The sequence below is a fragment of the Streptomyces sp. NPDC054813 genome (assembly GCF_053611365.1).
Map to the genome: position 1 here is coordinate 3,101 of NZ_JBSHAF010000008.1, position 15,633 is coordinate 18,733.

Below are 15,633 nucleotides of genomic sequence, written 5' to 3' on the forward strand. Positions count from 1 at the left end.
AAACATATCTTATTTTGTCGTGGCGCTGTCTTTTTTTTTTTAATCCCCGATGCTTTACCTTCCATAGTTTTGGTGTTTTTCCGGCGCCCGCGCCCCCCCCCCCCCCCCCCCACGCCCTGTCCTGCCAAAGACCAAGGGCACCCCCGAACCCTTACCGATGAGGGAACCCCCTTCGACTGAGGAAGGCGGCGACATGACCGACCCCCAGGCCATCCAGCCGAGCGCGCTCGACCAGCTCCCCGACCGGGACCCTGAGGAGACCGCCGAATGGCAGGCCTCACTGGACGCCGTGGCCAGGGAGGCCGGGCCGCACCGCGCCGCGTACCTGATGCGCCGCACGCTGGAGCGCGCCGAGGCGGACGGCGTCGCGCTGCCGAAGCTGCTGGAGACCGACTACGTCAACACCATCCCCACCGCCGCCGAGGCAGCCATCCCCGGCGACGAGGAGATGGAGCGGCGGATCACCGCGTGGAACCGCTGGAACGCGGCCGCGATGGTCACCCGGGGCAGCAAACACGGCGTCGGCGGTCACATCGCCACCTTCGCCTCCGCGGCCTGGCTCTACGAGACCGGCTTCAACCACTTCTTCAAGGGCAAGGAGGGGGACGGCAGCGGTGACCAGCTCTACATCCAGGGCCACGCCTCCCCCGGCATCTACGCCCGCGCCTTCCTCGACGGCCGCCTGACCGAGGCGCACCTCGACAACTTCCGCCAGGAGGCCGGCGGCAACGGTCTCCCGTCGTACCCGCACCCCCGCCGTCTCCCCTGGCTGTGGGAGTTCCCGACGGTGAGCATGGGCCTCGGCCCCCTGTCGGCGATCTACCAGGCCCGCTTCAACCGCTACCTGACGGCGCGCGGCATCAAGGACCTCACGTCGTCCCACGTCTGGGCGTTCCTCGGTGACGGCGAGATGGACGAGCCGGAGTCGACGGCCGCCCTCGCACTCGCCTCCCGCGAGGGCCTGGACAACCTGACCTTCGTCATCAACTGCAACCTGCAGCGGCTCGACGGCCCGGTGCGCGCCAACTTCAAGATCGTGCAGGAGCTGGAGGCCCAGTTCCGCGGCGCCGGCTGGAACGTCGTCAAGTCGCTCTGGGGCACGGCGTGGGACGAGCTGTTCGCGCTCGACACCACCGGTGCGCTGGTACGGCGCCTCCGTGAGGTACCGGACGCGCAGGTGCAGACGTACCAGACCCGGGACGCCGCCTACATCCGCGCCGACTTCTTCGGCAAGGACCCGGCGCTCGCCGAGCTGGCGAAGCTGATCAGCGACGACAAGATCATCGAGTGCTTCCACCTCTCACGCGGCGGCCACGAGGCCCGCAAGGTGTACGCGGCCTACAAGGCGGCCCTGGACCACAAGGGCGGCCCGACCGTCATCCTGGCCCAGACCGTCAAGGGCCACACCCTCGGCCAGGGCTTCGCGTCGAAGAACGCCAACCACCAGATGAAGAAGCTGACGGTGGACGAGTTCAAGACGATGCGTGACCTGCTCGAACTGCCCATCAAGGACAGCGACTTCGCCGACGGCCAGGTGCCCTACGGCCACCCCGGTGCCGACTCCCCCGAGGTGCGCTACCTCCAGGAGCGCCGGGCGGCCCTCGGCGGCCCGGCCCCCGCCCGCCGTACGCACGCCCTGGCCCCCCTGCCGGCCCCCGCCGACAAGGCCTTCGCCTCCTTCGACAAGGGCTCCGGCTCGCAGAACGTGGCGACGACGATGGCCTTCGTGCGGCTCGTCAAGGACCTGGTCCGCGACAAGGAGACCGGCAGGCGCTGGGTGCCGATCGTCCCGGACGAGGCGCGCACCTTCGGCATGGAGAGCCTCTTCCCCTCCCTGGGCATCTACTCGCCCAAGGGGCAGACGTACGAGCCGGTCGACCGCGACCAGCTGATGTACTACAAGGAGGCCAAGAACGGCCAGATCCTCAACGAGGGGATCACCGAGGCCGGTTCGATGGCCGACTTCATCGCCGCGTCGACCGCGTACGCGACGCACGGCGAGGCGATGATCCCGTTCTACATCTTCTACTCGATGTTCGGCTGGCAGCGCACCGCCGACCAGATGTGGCAGCTCGGCGACCAGCTCGGCCGCGGCTTCCTCGTCGGCGCGACCGCCGGCCGTACGACCCTGACGGGCGAGGGCCTCCAGCACGCCGACGGCCACTCCCCGGTGATCGCCGCGACCAACCCGGCCGCGCTGTCGTACGACCCGGCCTTCGCCTACGAGATCGCGACCATCGTCAAGGACGGTCTGCGCCGTATGTACGGCGAGCCGGCCCAGGGCGAGGACCCGAACGTCTTCTACTACCTGACCGTCTACAACGAGCCGCTCCCGCAGCCCGCGAAGCCGGCCGGGCTCGGCATCGACGAGGGCATCGTCAAGGGCCTGTACCGCTTCAACACGGCGGAGTCGGCCGGGCTCTCGGTGGTGGCGAACGCCCCGCGCATCCAGCTGCTCGGCTCCGGTACGGCGATCCACTGGGCGCTCAAGGCGCAGCGGCTGCTCGCCGAGGAGTGGGGCGTGGCGGCCGACGTCTGGTCCGCCACCTCCTGGACGGAGCTGCGCCGTGACGCCATGGAGGCGGACGCCGCCCTGCTCCGCGGCGAGGAGCGGGTGCCGTACGTCCGTCAGGCCCTGCAGGGTGCCGAGGGCCCGGTGCTGGCCGTCTCGGACTACATGCGCCAGGTCCCGGACCAGATCGCGCAGTGGGTCGAGCAGGACTACTCGTCCCTGGGTGCCGACGGCTTCGGTCTCTCCGACACCCGGGACGCGGCCCGCCGCCACTTCGGCGTCGACGCCGAGTCGGTCGTCGTCGCGGCCCTGGCCCAGCTGGCCAGGCGCAGCGAGGTCAAGGCGACGGCGGTGAAGGAAGCCCGGGAGCGTTACGGCATGTAGCAAACGCGCGTCTCTCTCCGCCGCAACGGCTCCCCGTTGCGGCGGAGATCCTTTTCCGGCCCGGCATCATGGGACGCATGCGCGCCGCCCGTCTGATCAGAATGGTGCTTCTGCTCCAGTCCCGGTCCGCCATGACCGCCGGTGAACTGGCCGCCGAGCTGGAGGTGTCCGAGCGGACCGTGATGCGGGACGCGCAGGCCCTGTCGGAGGCGGGGGTGCCGGTGTACGCGGACCGGGGCCGGGCGGGCGGGTACCGGCTGGTCGGCGGGTACCGGACGGGACTGACGGGGCTGGGGCGGAGCGAGGCCGAAGCACTGTTCCTGAGCGGGGTGCCGGGGGCGTTGCGGGAGATGGGGCTGGCGGACGCCGCCAGTGCCGCCCGGCTGAAGGTGTCCGCCGCGCTGATGCCGTCGCTGCGGGACGCCTCCCGGACCGCGGCCCAGCGGTTCCATCTGGACGCGCCCAACTGGTTCGCCGAGCCCGGCACGCCCGCGCTGCTGCCAGCCCTCGCCGACGCGGTGTGGGACGACCGGCGGGTCGTGGCGCACTACCGGCGCGGGGAGTCGGAGGTACGGCGGGAGCTGGAGCCGTACGGGCTCGTGCTGAAGGCAGGTGTCTGGTACCTGTGCGCGCGGGTCACGGAGACCGACTCCTACCGGGTGTACCGGATCGACCGGTTCACCTCGGTCGAGGCCGGCGAGGAGCGGTTCGCGCGGGACGAGGAGTTCGACCTGCCGGGGTTCTGGGACCGGCGGGCGGAGCAGTTCGCACGGTCGATCCTGCATGCCGAGGTGGTGGTGCGGCTGTCTGCGGTCGGCCTGCGCAGACTGCCGTACGCCGTCGATCCGGTGACCGCGCGGCAGGCGCTCGCGGGCGCCGGTGGCCCGGACGCGTGGGGGTGGGTGACGGTGACCCTGCCGGTGGAGAGCGAGGAGGTCGCGCACGGTCAGCTGACCGCGCTCGGCCCGGAGGCGGAGGTGCTCGCGCCGCCGGGACTGAGGGCACGCTTCGCGGCGGACGCACGGCGCCTGGCGGGGCTGTACCCACCGGCGGAGGACGGCGGATAACAATCCGCACCACTCCGCGTGCGCCCCCGGCGCACAGGCACGATGCTGGACCCGTGATGGACGAGACGGAGTTCTGGGAGCTGGTCGACGGCACCCGCGAGGCCGCCGAGGGCGACCCGGAGGACCAGGCGGACCTGCTCGTGGACCGGTTGCTCCAGCTGGAGCCGGACATGGTGCTGGACTTCGCCCGTCACTTCGAGGCCCGCTACAACCGCGCCTACCGCTGGGACCTGTGGGGCGCCGCGTGGGTGCTGCTCGACGGGGCCAGCGACGACGCGTTCGACTTCTTCCGGTGCTGGCTGATCGGCCAGGGCCGGGAGGTCTTCGAGGGCGCCCTGCACGACCCGGACGGGCTGGCGGAGTCGCTGGGCGACTTCGACGAGGAGATCGACGGCGACGGCGAGGAACTCGGGTACGCGGCGGACGAGGCGTACGAGCAGCTCACCGGGACCGTGGCCCCGGACCTGGGCATCGCCCCCGCGCCCTCCGAACCGGAGGGCAGCCCGGTCGACTTCGAGAACGAGCGGGCGCTCGCGGAACGGTTCCCCAGACTCTGGGACCGCTTCAAGGAGTGAGTGCCAGGCCGTGAGTGCTAGGCCGTACGACGCCGGGTCATGTCCGGGGGGATGTACGCCTGGGTCTGCTCGGCCTTGACCGCGTGGTGCATCGGCGCCGCGTTGGCCTGGTCGAGGGCGGACGCGGTGACCGCGGCCGGGCCGAGGACGACCGTCGCGACCGCGCAGACCACGGCCCAGGGGCCGCGCGCGGACCTGACCCAACCGTCTTTCTCCGTGGTGCCCTTGGTGTCCCCGCGGGCTTCGGTACGGCTGCTGTTCATGATCCCCGCCTCCGGTCGGCCTGTGTTGTCCATGACGTTAGGACGCGGGGATCTGAACGGCCTGCGTGCCGCCTATGGCCTTCCTGTGGACGGATCCACGGGCGCTTCCACGGGTGCTTCCACGGGTGCCTTCAGGAACCTGAGGGGTACTTCGAGCGGTGCTTTGAGGGGCGCCTTGAGGGGCGCCTTCAGGGGTGTTCGGGCCGGGGGCGCCGCGGGTGTGCCGGGCGGGGTCGCGGTGGGCGCGGCCGGCGGGATCGCCGCAGGTGTGCCCGGCGGGATCGCGATGGGCGCTGCCGGCGGGGTCGCCGTGGGCGGTCCTGGCGGAGTCGCCGCAGGTGTGCCCGGCGGGATCGCGGCCGGCGGCTCCCTGCCCTGGAGCCGGGCCGCCGCCTCCCTGATCTCGGGGAGGCGGGCGGTGAGGGCGGCGCCGGGGCAGTTGGTCATGTAACCGTCCTGGTGGCCGGCCACAGCGGGCAGGGCGACGACGGCACCCTCCCGGTAGCGGCTGAGCCCGTTGCTGGAGACCAGGCGGGCCCTGGCGCGCGGGTCGACGTCGGCCAGGCCGAGCTTCCAGGCGGCGAGGGCGGCGATCGAGTCGGTCATGGCGCGCGGCACGGGCACCCCGGCGGTGAAGGTGCCGAGGGCCGCGATACCGGCGGTGCGGTGGTTGAAGCCCTGGGTGTGGGCGCCGACGACGGCCCGTTCGGTGCCGCCCGCGCGGCCTTCGTAGATGGTGCCGCAGCGGTCGACGAGGAAGTTGTAGCCGATGTCGTCCCACGCCCGGTCGCCGGTCTGGCCGGTGTAGAGGCGGCGGATGATCTCGGGCACCTCGGCGCAGGAGTAGCCGTTGGGCGAGTCGGTGTGGTGCACGAAGACGGCGACGACCTTGTCGTCGTAGCGCGGCGGCGGCTGGGTGCGGCGGACGGTGGCGTTCAGCCAGGCCGAGCGCGGCACGATACGCGGCCGGGGCGCCCGGTAGCGGGTGGCGGGGCTGGCGGGCGCGGGCGCGGCGAGGTGGATCGCGACGGGGCGGTCGGTGCCCTGGGCGAACAGCAGCAGCGCGAGGGCGGCGGCGAGGCCGGGCAGACAGCCGAGCAGCGTCAGGACGGTGATTCTGGTGCGCCGCCCTGCTCTGGGGAAGACACGCATGGCAACCACTCTCGGGTTGATCCACTCCGCCCGCGATGTGTGCTGTGCCACCTGGTGGAACCAACGTCCCGGTTCGAGGCGTTTCAGGGGGTACACGCACGCGTGGCCGGTCCCCGGGGTTCCCGGGCGCGTGGACTGATCACTGGACCTGTCCCGACCGTATTAAGGGCACCGAGAGAAAGGCGGCTCCGTGGACCTGCTCGACCTGGTGCTCGTACTGGTGGTCCTCGTCTACGCGGCGTCCGGTTACCGACGCGGGCTGGTGGCCGGCTGCGTCTCGCTGGCCGGGTTCGTGGGCGGCGCGGTCATCGGCGTGTGGGTACTGCCGTGGGTGATGGAACTGGTCACCCGCGGGACCGCGACGGCGACGGTGGTCGCGGTGCTGACGGTGCTGGTGCCGGGGGTGGTCGGGCACGAGCTGGCGGGGCGGCTGGCGCTGCGGCTGCGCCGGGAGCTGGACCAGGGGCCGCTCCGGGTGGCCGACGGGATCGGCGGGGCGGCGGCCAACTCGGTGGCGGTGCTGATCGTGGCCTGGGTGGCGGCGAGCGTGCTGGGCGCCTCCTCGTCGGTGGCGGTGACGACGGCGATACAGGACTCGAAGCTGCTCGGCGCGGTGCAGAACACCATGCCGGACACCACGCCGGCCTGGTTCTCGCGGGCCACCTCGGCGCTCACGGAGGCGGGGTTCCCGCAGGTCTTCAACCCGTTCGAGAACGAGTCGACGGCCCGGGTCGCCAAACCGACGGGCGACAGCGTCACGGCGTCCGCCACCGACGCGGCCAAGCGCAGCACTGTCAAGATCGAGGGCGTGTCGGGCACCCAGGGCCGTGAGGGCAGCGGGTTCGTGTACGCGCCGGAGCATGTGATGACCAACGCCCACGTGGTGGCCGGCATCACCGACCCGAGCGTGCGGATCGGCGGCGTCGGGGCGTCCTACGAGGCGCAGGTGGTGCTCTTCGACCCGGACCGGGACGTGGCGGTGCTGTACGTGCCGCGGCTGCGCGCGCCGGTGCTGCGGTTCGACACCGGTGCGGCGCGCGGCGACTCGGCGGTGGTGGCCGGCTATCCGCAGGACGGCGACCTGAACCTGCAGGCGGCCACGGTGGCCGCCAAGGTGCCGGCCACCGGCCGGAACATCTACAACGACGCCACCGTGACCCGTGACATCTACTCGATCCGCTCCACGGTCCGCCCCGGCAACTCCGGCGGCCCGCTGCTGACCACCGGCGGCAAGGTGTACGGCGTGGTGTTCGCCCGCTCCACGTCGGACGACGAGACGGGGTACGTCCTGACGGCCGACGAGGTCGCCTCGGACGCCACCCGCGCGGCGAACGCCACGGCGGCGGTGGACACCGGCGAGCTGATCACGTCCTGACCGTCACAGCGCCCGGCCCATGATCACGTCGTCGACGTACTCGCCGCCCAGCAGGAACTCCCCCGGCAGCACGCCCTCGACGGCGAAGCCCTCCGACTCGTAGAGCCTGCGCGCCGGGCCGTTGTGCCCGAGGACGCCCAGCCGGATCCGGCGGGCGCCACGGCGGCGGGCCTCCTCCATCACCGCTCGCAGCAGCGCCCGGGCGACCCCGTGGCCGCGGGCCTCCTCGGCGACCGCGAGGCCCTGGATCTGCCGGACGTGCGCGTTGGAGGCGATGTTGTAGGCGAACCCGAGGCGGATGTAGCCGACGATGTGCCGGTCGAGCTCGGCGACCAGGGTGTCCTCGGGGGCGTGGCGCTCGTCGAAGAAGGGGTCGTACGGCGGCTGCGGCTCGGGGTGCACGGCGTGCAGGTACGACCAGGTGGCGCGGTCCAGGGCGCGGAGTTCCTGGTCGTCGTCGGGCAGAGCGGTGCGTATGTACGGTTCCGGCATGTGGTCACCCTAAGTCCGGCGGCGCCCGGGTCCCACGCGTTTTCCGGCGCCGCTCCCGGCATGCTGGGATGCATGGAACGCTCTCGTATCGCGGTGGCCGGCGCGTCCGGTCTGATCGGCAACGCCCTGGTGCGGTCCCTGCGGGCGGACGGGCACGAGGTGGTGCGCCTGGTGCGGCGCGGGGCCCACGGTGCCGGTGAGGTCTGCTGGGACCCCGAGGGGCAGTACGTGGACGCGGCCGGGCTGGCCGGCTGCGACGCGGTGGTGAACCTCGCCGGGGCCGGGATCGGCGACCGGCGCTGGACGGCCGCCTACAAGCGGCGGATCCGGGACAGCCGGGTCCTCGGCACGGCCGCGCTCGCGGAGGCGGTGGCCGCCCTGGAAGAGCCGCCGCGGGTGTTCGTGAGCGGCAGCGCGATGGGCTTCTACGGCGAGACGGGCGATCGGGTCGTCGACGAGGACGCGCCACCCGGGGACGGCTTCCTGCCGTCGCTGTGCGTGGAGTGGGAGGAGGCGGCGGCCCCGGCTCGGGAGGCGGGCATCCGGACGGTGTTCGTCCGCACGGGCCTGGTGGTGGCCCGCGGCGGCGGGGCCTGGGGCCGGCTGTTCCCGCTGTTCAATGCGGGGCTCGGCGGCCGGCTGGGCGACGGCCGGCAGTACTGGTCGTTCATCGCGCTGCACGACGAGGTGGCCGCGATCAGGTTCCTGATGGAGACCGAGGGTCTTGAGGGCCCCTTCAACCTCACCGCGCCGCACCCCCTGACGAACCGTGAGATCACCGAGGCGATGGCCCGGGTGCTGCGCCGCCCGGCTGTCTTCCCGGTCCCCTCGCAGGCACTGCGGCTGGCGCTCGGCGAGATGGCCGGGGACGTGCTCGGCAGCCAACGGGTGGTGCCGAAGCGGCTGCTGGAGTCGGGGTTCACCTTCGCGTTCCCGGGCATCGAGGACGCGATCCGCGCGGCCTGACCATCCATGTGACCGTATGCGACCGGCGTGCGACCGTGCCCTGTTCATGCGCGACTGTTCTTGACCGATCACCGTCCTAACCTCGACCCGAACTCGGGTATCGCCAGAGCCGGTTGGGGGCATCACGTCTCCACCGGACGCGCAATCGAGGAGGGGCCTCGTGCATGAGCCCGCGTACCAGGCGGACGTCGTCATCGTGGGAGCCGGTGTCGCCGGTCTCTCCGCGGCTCATCGGCTGAACAGCGCAGGAGTAACGACCGCGGTCCTGGAGGCCGCCCCTTACGCCGGCGGCCGTATGTCGACCGAGAAGGTCGACGGCTTCCGGCTCGACCGGATAGGGCAGCTCCTGTCCACGTCCTACCCGGAGCTACGGCTGGCACCGGGACTGGACGCCCTGGTTCTGCGCCGGTTCGCGCCCGGCGTACTGCTGCATCGCGACGGGCGCAGGCACCGGGCCGGCGCTCCGGCGGGCGGCGGGAGCGCGAGGGGCGCACTGTATGCGGTGCGCGCCCTGGCAAGCGCCCCCAGGGGCGGCTCGGCCGTGTCGCCGGCGCGGGTGACCGCGCCGATGGGCGGTGCGGTCGACCAGGCGCGGCTCGGTGCGGCGCTCGGCCGGATCGCCACGACCCCGGTGGAACGCATCCTCGCCCGCCCCGAACTACCGGCCGCGCACGCCCTCGCGGAGCGCGGGGTGCCCGCCCGTACGATCGACGGCTTTCTGCGCCCGCTGCTCGCGGCCCTGCTCTGCGACCCGGAGCTGACGACCTCCAGCCGGTGCGCGGACCTCGCCCTGCGGTCCTTCGCGAGCGGGCGGCTGTGCGTGCCGGAGGGAGGCGCCGAGGTCCTCCCGGAGCTCCTCGCCCGCGCCCTGCCGCCCGGCACGGTGCACACGGGCGTACGGGTCACCGCGGTCTCGACGACGTCCGTGACGACGGCCGAGCACGGTGTGATCCGCTGCCGGGCGGTGCTGCTGGCGACGGACGCGCGGGCCGCGGCCGGGTTGCTGCCCGGTCTTCGGGTGCCGGACTTCCACCAGGTGACGGTGGTCCACCACACGACGGACGAGCCGGCGGCGCTCACGACGGGGGCGTCGCTCCTCCTCGACGCGGACCGGGGCGGGCCCGTCTCCCACACCTCGGTGGTCAGCAACATCGACCCGAGCCGGGCGCCGCAGGGCCGCGCGCTGATCTCCTCGACGGTCCTCGGGCCGCCGCCCTCCGACATCGACACGGCGGTCCGGATGCACCTGGCCCGGCTCTACGGCACGTCGACGCACCGCTGGGAGACCCTGGCCGTCCACCACACGCCGGAGGCGATCCCGGCGATGCGCCCGCCGCACGACCTCCGCCGCCCGGTCCGCCTCCTGGCCGGTCTCTACGTCTGCGGCGACCACCGCGACACCAGCACGGTCCAGGGGGCGCTGCATTCGGCACACCGGGCAACGGCGGAGATCCTGACGGACCTCGGCGTACCGGGCTCGATACACAGCGCGGAGACCATGCAACCCCGGGCAGCGTAAGAAACGCAGGGTCGCGGGGCTGTATTCGATGTGCGGCTCCGCCGCGCGGGCGCGACCGGCCACGACGGCGCGGTACCCGGCGGCAACCGGAACCGGCAACGGCGGGTGGCGCCGACCGGCCCGGCACCGCCGGACCACGCCGTCGTGGCCGGTCACCGCCGCGGCGGAAAGAAATTCCAGCCGCGGCGGGAAAGAAAGCCAGGGCCGACATCCCCGGCACCGAGCCGGACGCCCACCGGCCCAGAGCCAACCCGGGCACCGGCCGGCCCGCGTCCGGCCGGGTGCCGACCAGCCCAGTACCAACCCGGGTGCCGGCCGGCCCGGCGTCCAGCCGCGGCGGAGAGGCGCTGAGCGAAAGGGGTGCCGCGCCGAAGCCCGCTCAGCTCAGCGCGGCGACCTTGTCGCGGTAGCCCTTCACCGGTGCCGCGTCCTTGTACGGCTCCAGTCGGCGTTCGAAGTCCTTGACGTACTCGATCGCGCGCACCGAGCGCATCTCCGCCGCGGCGCCCGCCGCCTCCGCGCCGAGCGTGCACGCCTGGTCGAGTTCGCCGAGGCCCAGGCGGGCCGTGGCGAGGACGACCCGGCAGAAGAGGCGGCTGCGCGCATAGGAGGGCGCACGGAGTTGCAGCGAGCGCTCCGCGTGCTGCGCGGACGCCCGGAACTGCTGGAGATCCCGGTGGCAGTGGCCGAACTCGTCGGCGAGCTGCGCCTCGTCGAAGAAGCGCGCCCAGTACGGGACTTCGTCGCCGGGCCGGGCCGCCTCCAGGGCGCGTTCGGCCCGGACCAGTGCGCCGGTGCACGCCCGTACCTCGCCGAGGACCCCGTGGGCCCGGGCCTCGGCCGCGTGCAGGAGCGCCTGCACGACCGGAGGGGCGTTGGTGCCCACGCCCTGCTGGGCCACCCGCGCCAACTGCACCGCCTCCCGGCCGTGGCCGAGGTAGACGGCCTGGCGGCTCATGGTGACGAGGACGTAGGAGCCGTAGGAGCGGTCCGCGGCCGCCTGGGCGAGGCGCAGGGACTGGACGAAGTAGCGCTGGGCGAGCCCGTGCGCGGCGATGTCGTAAGACGTCCAGCCGGCGAGCCGGGTGAGATCGGCGGCCGCGCCGAACAGCTTGCGGCCGGTCTGCTCGCCGTACGTGCCGCGCAGCATCGGCTCGCACTCGTGCTCCAGATAGCGCACCAGTGCCTGCCGGGCGTGGCCGCCGCCGTACGCGTCGTCGAGCGTGCGGAACAGTTCGCCGACCGAGCGCAGTGCGGCGATGTCCCCGCCGGTGACCCGCTGGCCGGGTCCGCGTTCGGCCTGACCGCGCGGGCGTCCCGGCGCGAGCGTCTGCTTGGGCACGGCGGGGCGGGTCTGCGCCGGGACCCGGGCCACCGCCGCCGGTGCCGGTTCGCCGCGGGCCACCCGGTCGTCGGCGCGGCCGATCAGCCAGTCCCGGCTGGGCACCACGAGCCCGGCCGGGGTGAACGCGATCTTGCGGAGCTCGGCGTGGCTGCCGGAGTCCTTGCGCCACAGCCCGCCGACGATGTCGACGGCCTCCTCGGGCGTGGCCGCGAACTCCAGCCCGGCGTACACCGGGGCGCAGGCGTCCAGGCCCAGGTCCTGGGCGGTGAGCCGACGGCCGAGCCGCCGGGTGAAGACCTCGGCGATCAGTGCGGGGGTGGTGCCCCGGGGCTGCTGGCCACGTAGCCATCGGGTGACCGACGTCTTGTCGTATCTGAGATCCAGCCCGTGTTCGAGACCGAGCTGGTCGACCCGACGGGCCAGACCCGCGTTGGAGAACCCTGCTTCTGCGATTAGCGCGGCAAGCTGGCGGTTGGGGGTGCGCTGCGCGGGTCGGTCCGTCATCTGCGGTGCGGTCTCCTGCCTTCTGGCTCAGCTCGGTAGCTTGTGCCCGGATTGCCGGTGAGCAGCCCTTTTGGCGCTCATGGACGGCGCGAATGTAGCGGAGAGTGAGCAGCCGATCGCACATTTCGACCTTCATTCATCCGATCGTGTGAGGATTGACCCCAGGGCTGACGCGCGACGGGCGGACGTACAGTGGCTTGGGCGCGTTATGTGCCTGACACACCCATCGCCCGAGGGAGGCGCTTGCCGTGAGTGAGTTGCGGTTCGTCCGCATGGGGTTCGGCGCGGACGCCGTCGAGTACCAGGAGGCCTGGGACGAGCAGCGCCGGGTGCACGCGGCGCGGTTCGCCGACGAGACGCCCGACACGGTCCTGCTGCTCGAACACCCCCCGGTGTACACGGCGGGCCGGCGCACCGCGGACAACGAGCGGCCGCTGGACGGCACCCCGGTCATCGACGTGGACCGCGGCGGCAAGATCACCTGGCACGGCCCGGGCCAGCTGGTGGGCTACCCGATCCAGAAGCTTCCGCGCCCGGTGGATGTGGTCGCGCACGTACGGCGCCTGGAGGAGGCGCTGATCCGCGTCTGCGCCGAGTTCGGCCTGGAGACCACCCGGGTCGAGGGGCGCAGCGGGGTGTGGGTGCTCGGCGACCCGGTCGAGCAGCGGCCGGCGCCGGGCGGGCTGTCCCTGGACTTCGATCCCCGGCTGCACGACGAGGAGTTCGACCCCCGCCTCAACGGCCCGGAGTACGCGCCCTCCAACGCCGGGCAGCGCCGCGAGGACCGGAAGATCGCCGCTATCGGCATCCGGGTGGCCAAGGGCGTCACGATGCACGGCTTCGCGCTCAACGTGAACCCGGACAACAAGTGGTTCGACCGGATCATCCCGTGCGGCATCCGGGACGCCGGGGTGGCCTCCCTGGCGGGCGAGCTGGGCCGGGACGTGACGATCGAGGAGGTGCTGCCGGTGGCGGAGCGGCACCTGAAGGACGTCCTGGAGAACGCGGAGCTCAAGCCGCGCGAGATCGAGAAGACCCCGGCCTGACCGAGAAGACCCCGGCCCGGCCCAGGGAATGCGCCCTGCGGCCGAGGGGTTGGCCTCCACGGAAGGGCCCAGCAATCACGGGCGTACCCTGGTGTACGCCGAGGAATCGAAGTTACAGGGAGCCGACGTGTCCGCAGTCTCACCCGACGGACGCAAGATGCTGCGCCTGGAGGTCCGGAACGCCCAGACCCCCATCGAGCGCAAGCCCGAGTGGATCAAGACCCGGGCGAAAATGGGCCCCGAGTACACGAAGATGCAGAATCTCGTGAAGAGCGAGGGTCTGCACACGGTCTGCCAGGAAGCCGGCTGCCCGAACATCTACGAGTGCTGGGAGGACCGCGAGGCGACCTTCCTCATCGGCGGCGACCAGTGCACCCGGCGCTGCGACTTCTGCCAGATCGACACCGGCAAGCCCGAGGCGCTGGACCGCGACGAGCCGCGCCGCGTGGGCGAGTCCGTGGTCACCATGGACCTGAACTACGCCACCATCACCGGCGTCGCCCGCGACGACCTGGAGGACGGCGGCGCCTGGCTGTACGCCGAGACCGTGCGCCAGATCCACGCGCAGACGGCGGAGCGCGAGGCCGGCCGCACCAAGGTCGAGCTGCTCGCCCCGGACTTCAACGCCGTCCCGGAGTTGCTGCGCGAGGTCTTCGAGTCCCGCCCCGAGGTGTTCGCGCACAACGTCGAGACGGTGCCGCGGATCTTCAAGCGGATCCGCCCCGGCTTCCGCTACGAGCGTTCGCTGAAGGTCATCACCGAGGCCCGTGACTTCGGCCTGGTCACCAAGTCGAACCTCATCCTCGGCATGGGCGAGACCCGCGAGGAGGTCTCCGAGGCGCTGCGGCAGCTGCACGACGCCGGCTGCGAGCTGATCACCATCACGCAGTACCTGCGCCCGAGCGTGCGGCACCACCCCGTGGAGCGCTGGGTCAAGCCGCAGGAGTTCGTGGAGCTGAAGGAGGAGGCCGAGCAGATCGGCTTCTCCGGTGTGATGTCCGGGCCGCTGGTCCGTTCTTCGTACCGGGCCGGGCGGCTGTACCAGATGGCGATCGAGCTGCGTCAGTCAGCTGCTCCGCAGCGGGACGGCGCGTTCGTCGGCGTACAGGCTGTGTGAATTCGCGCACAAGTTACTACCGGCCAGTAATGACCGAATGACCGCGGTCCTGACCGTCCTCGCTGATGAGGACGCCCGTCAGGACCGCGTCAGCGTGCGGGGCTCGCGTATCAAGGTTTCATTGGTGTTTGACCGGTCGGTCACGCCCTGGTAACACCAAACAGTGACCCTGGTATCACAGCACGTACACCCACTCCGAGGGGGGACCTTCACCATGCAGGCCGCGCCCGTTCGCGCCACCGCCATCCCGTCCTTCACCGACGCGCTGCGCGCCGTCGAGTCCCTCCTGATGAGCGGCGGCCAGCGCACCGCCCGCCAGAACGCCTGGACCTCCGTGCTGGAGGACCGCCGTCGCGCCAAGGACCGGGTCGAGGCGCAGCTCTTCCTGGAGCAGGCCGCCGACCGCTCCTGACGGCCCTCTCCGGCCCTTCTCCGGGCACTGCCGTCGAAGGCACTCCCGGGGACACGTAGACTTCGGGGCATGGCGAGGAAGGAACCCGCAGCGGACGCTGCGAATGCCGGGCGACTGAAGCAGATCGTCCTGACGTACAAGATGACCCGCAAGGCCGATAAGACGATCGGTCTTGTACTTGCAGGTGTCGGTCTCGGCACCCTTGCTGTCTTCCTCGTGATCGGCTTCCTGATCGGCCACCCGGTCTATCTGGGCATCCTGGGCCTGCTGCTCGCTTTCCTCGCGACGGCGATCGTCTTCGGCCGCCGGGCCGAGCGGGCGGCCTTCGGCCAGATGGAGGGCCAGCCGGGCGCCGCGGCCGCCGTTCTGGACAACATCGGGCGGGGCTGGACGACGACACCGGCGGTGGCGATGAACCGCAGCCAGGACGTGGTGCACCGGGCCGTCGGCAAGGCCGGCATCGTCCTGGTCGCCGAGGGCAACCCGAACCGGGTGAAGACCCTGCTGGCCGCCGAGAAGAAGAAGATGGCCCGGATCGTGGCCGATGTGCCGGTGCACGACGTGATCGTGGGCACGGGCGAGGGCCAGGTGGACCTGAAGAAGCTGCGGACCACGATGCTCAAGTTCCCGCGGGTGCTCACCGGTCCCCAGGTCACGACGACCAACGACCGGCTGCGGGCGATGGGTGACCTGATGTCCAACATGCCGTTGCCGAAGGGGCCGATGCCGAAGGGCATGCGGATGCCCAAGGGCGGTCCTCGGGGGCGGTAGGCGTCCAAGAACACGAAGGCGGGGGGGGGGGGGGGGGGCCCCCCCCCCCCCCCGCCCCCCCGGGCCGCCCCCCCCCCCCCCCCCCCCCCCCCCCCCCCCCCCCCAAACACCGCGGGAGACGGGGCTACGGGGC

General features: G+C 72.2%; 13 protein-coding genes and 1 pseudogene. 10 read left to right on the plus strand and 4 right to left on the minus strand.

Annotation, left to right across the window (positions count from 1 at the left end):
* The first annotated feature begins 193 nt into the window (after positions 1-193).
* The 3 genes from aceE to ACWGJB_RS17435 all read left to right on the plus strand — a co-directional run bounded on the left by aceE (position 194) and on the right by ACWGJB_RS17435 (position 4,538).
* Positions 194-2,896, plus strand: a complete 2,703-nt coding sequence (gene aceE, locus ACWGJB_RS17425) for a pyruvate dehydrogenase (acetyl-transferring), homodimeric type (RefSeq protein ID WP_453381019.1) — start codon at positions 194-196, stop codon at positions 2,894-2,896.
* 77 nt (positions 2,897-2,973) lie between these two features.
* Positions 2,974-3,963 carry a helix-turn-helix transcriptional regulator gene (locus ACWGJB_RS17430; protein WP_453381020.1) on the plus strand — a complete coding sequence of 330 codons (990 nt, stop codon included), beginning with the start codon at positions 2,974-2,976 and terminating at the stop codon, positions 3,961-3,963.
* A gap of 56 nt (positions 3,964-4,019) precedes the next feature.
* Positions 4,020-4,538, plus strand: coding sequence for a DUF4240 domain-containing protein (locus ACWGJB_RS17435; RefSeq protein WP_453381348.1), 519 nt, complete (start codon positions 4,020-4,022; stop codon positions 4,536-4,538).
* 17 nt (positions 4,539-4,555) lie between these two features.
* Here ACWGJB_RS17435 and ACWGJB_RS17440 read toward each other — a convergent pair whose 3' ends face one another.
* Together ACWGJB_RS17440 and ACWGJB_RS17445 are read right to left on the minus strand one after the other, a co-directional pair.
* The gene (locus ACWGJB_RS17440; RefSeq protein ID WP_453381349.1) at positions 4,556-4,801 is read right to left on the minus strand and encodes a hypothetical protein; all 246 of its coding nucleotides are present in this window, start codon (positions 4,799-4,801) and stop codon (positions 4,556-4,558) included.
* A 366-nt stretch (positions 4,802-5,167) separates the two neighbouring features.
* A pseudogene (locus ACWGJB_RS17445) lies at positions 5,168-5,953 on the minus strand (peptidoglycan recognition protein family protein); the annotation flags it as partial.
* A 190-nt stretch (positions 5,954-6,143) separates the two neighbouring features.
* Here ACWGJB_RS17445 and ACWGJB_RS17450 point away from each other — a divergent pair.
* Positions 6,144-7,328 (plus strand): MarP family serine protease, encoded by a 1,185-nt coding sequence (locus ACWGJB_RS17450; RefSeq protein ID WP_453381021.1) that lies wholly within the window; start codon positions 6,144-6,146, stop codon positions 7,326-7,328.
* A gap of 3 nt (positions 7,329-7,331) precedes the next feature.
* Here ACWGJB_RS17450 and ACWGJB_RS17455 read toward each other — a convergent pair whose 3' ends face one another.
* Positions 7,332-7,820, minus strand: coding sequence for an N-acetyltransferase family protein (locus tag ACWGJB_RS17455; RefSeq protein WP_453381022.1), 489 nt, complete (start codon positions 7,818-7,820; stop codon positions 7,332-7,334).
* Positions 7,821-7,892: 72 nt separating this feature from the next.
* Between ACWGJB_RS17455 and ACWGJB_RS17460 the strand changes: the two genes are divergently transcribed.
* Entirely contained in the window at positions 7,893-8,786 is an 894-nt protein-coding gene (locus ACWGJB_RS17460; protein ID WP_453381023.1) for a TIGR01777 family oxidoreductase, read from the plus strand.
* Positions 8,787-8,946: 160 nt separating this feature from the next.
* The gene (locus tag ACWGJB_RS17465) at positions 8,947-10,305 is read left to right on the plus strand and encodes an NAD(P)/FAD-dependent oxidoreductase (RefSeq protein WP_453381024.1); all 1,359 of its coding nucleotides are present in this window, start codon (positions 8,947-8,949) and stop codon (positions 10,303-10,305) included.
* A 379-nt stretch (positions 10,306-10,684) separates the two neighbouring features.
* On the opposite strand, the gene ACWGJB_RS17470 is transcribed toward ACWGJB_RS17465, so the two are convergent.
* On the minus strand, positions 10,685-12,154 hold the full coding sequence (locus ACWGJB_RS17470; RefSeq protein WP_453381025.1) for a regulator: 1,470 nt from the start codon (positions 12,152-12,154) through the stop codon (positions 10,685-10,687).
* A 248-nt stretch (positions 12,155-12,402) separates the two neighbouring features.
* On the opposite strand from ACWGJB_RS17470, the gene lipB reads away from it, so the two are divergent.
* The 4 genes from lipB to ACWGJB_RS17490 all read left to right on the plus strand — a co-directional run bounded on the left by lipB (position 12,403) and on the right by ACWGJB_RS17490 (position 15,500).
* Positions 12,403-13,200: a lipoyl(octanoyl) transferase LipB gene (lipB, locus tag ACWGJB_RS17475; RefSeq protein ID WP_453381026.1), complete on the plus strand. Its 798-nt coding sequence runs from the start codon at positions 12,403-12,405 to the stop codon at positions 13,198-13,200.
* A gap of 127 nt (positions 13,201-13,327) precedes the next feature.
* On the plus strand, positions 13,328-14,317 hold the full coding sequence (gene lipA / locus ACWGJB_RS17480) for a lipoyl synthase (RefSeq protein WP_453381027.1): 990 nt from the start codon (positions 13,328-13,330) through the stop codon (positions 14,315-14,317).
* 214 nt (positions 14,318-14,531) lie between these two features.
* Positions 14,532-14,729 carry an SCO2195 family GlnR-regulated protein gene (locus tag ACWGJB_RS17485; protein WP_453381028.1) on the plus strand — a complete coding sequence of 66 codons (198 nt, stop codon included), beginning with the start codon at positions 14,532-14,534 and terminating at the stop codon, positions 14,727-14,729.
* A gap of 69 nt (positions 14,730-14,798) precedes the next feature.
* Positions 14,799-15,500 (plus strand): DUF4191 domain-containing protein, encoded by a 702-nt coding sequence (locus ACWGJB_RS17490; protein ID WP_453381029.1) that lies wholly within the window; start codon positions 14,799-14,801, stop codon positions 15,498-15,500.
* Positions 15,501-15,633 lie beyond the last annotated feature (133 nt).

Bases quoted from the DNA above. Each gene is read 5' to 3' on its own strand.
- ACWGJB_RS17470 (WP_453381025.1), bottom strand. From the start codon at position 12,154: ATGACGGACCGACCCGCGCAGCGCACCCCCAACCGCCAGCTTGCCGCG.
- aceE (WP_453381019.1), top strand. From the start codon at position 194: ATGACCGACCCCCAGGCCATCCAGCCGAGCGCGCTCGACCAGCTCCCC.
- ACWGJB_RS17435 (WP_453381348.1), top strand. From the start codon at position 4,020: ATGGACGAGACGGAGTTCTGGGAGCTGGTCGACGGCACCCGCGAGGCC.
- ACWGJB_RS17440 (WP_453381349.1), bottom strand. From the start codon at position 4,801: ATGAACAGCAGCCGTACCGAAGCCCGCGGGGACACCAAGGGCACCACG.
- ACWGJB_RS17455 (WP_453381022.1), bottom strand. From the start codon at position 7,820: ATGCCGGAACCGTACATACGCACCGCTCTGCCCGACGACGACCAGGAA.
- ACWGJB_RS17460 (WP_453381023.1), top strand. From the start codon at position 7,893: ATGGAACGCTCTCGTATCGCGGTGGCCGGCGCGTCCGGTCTGATCGGC.
- ACWGJB_RS17485 (WP_453381028.1), top strand. From the start codon at position 14,532: ATGCAGGCCGCGCCCGTTCGCGCCACCGCCATCCCGTCCTTCACCGAC.
- ACWGJB_RS17430 (WP_453381020.1), top strand. From the start codon at position 2,974: ATGCGCGCCGCCCGTCTGATCAGAATGGTGCTTCTGCTCCAGTCCCGG.
- ACWGJB_RS17490 (WP_453381029.1), top strand. From the start codon at position 14,799: ATGGCGAGGAAGGAACCCGCAGCGGACGCTGCGAATGCCGGGCGACTG.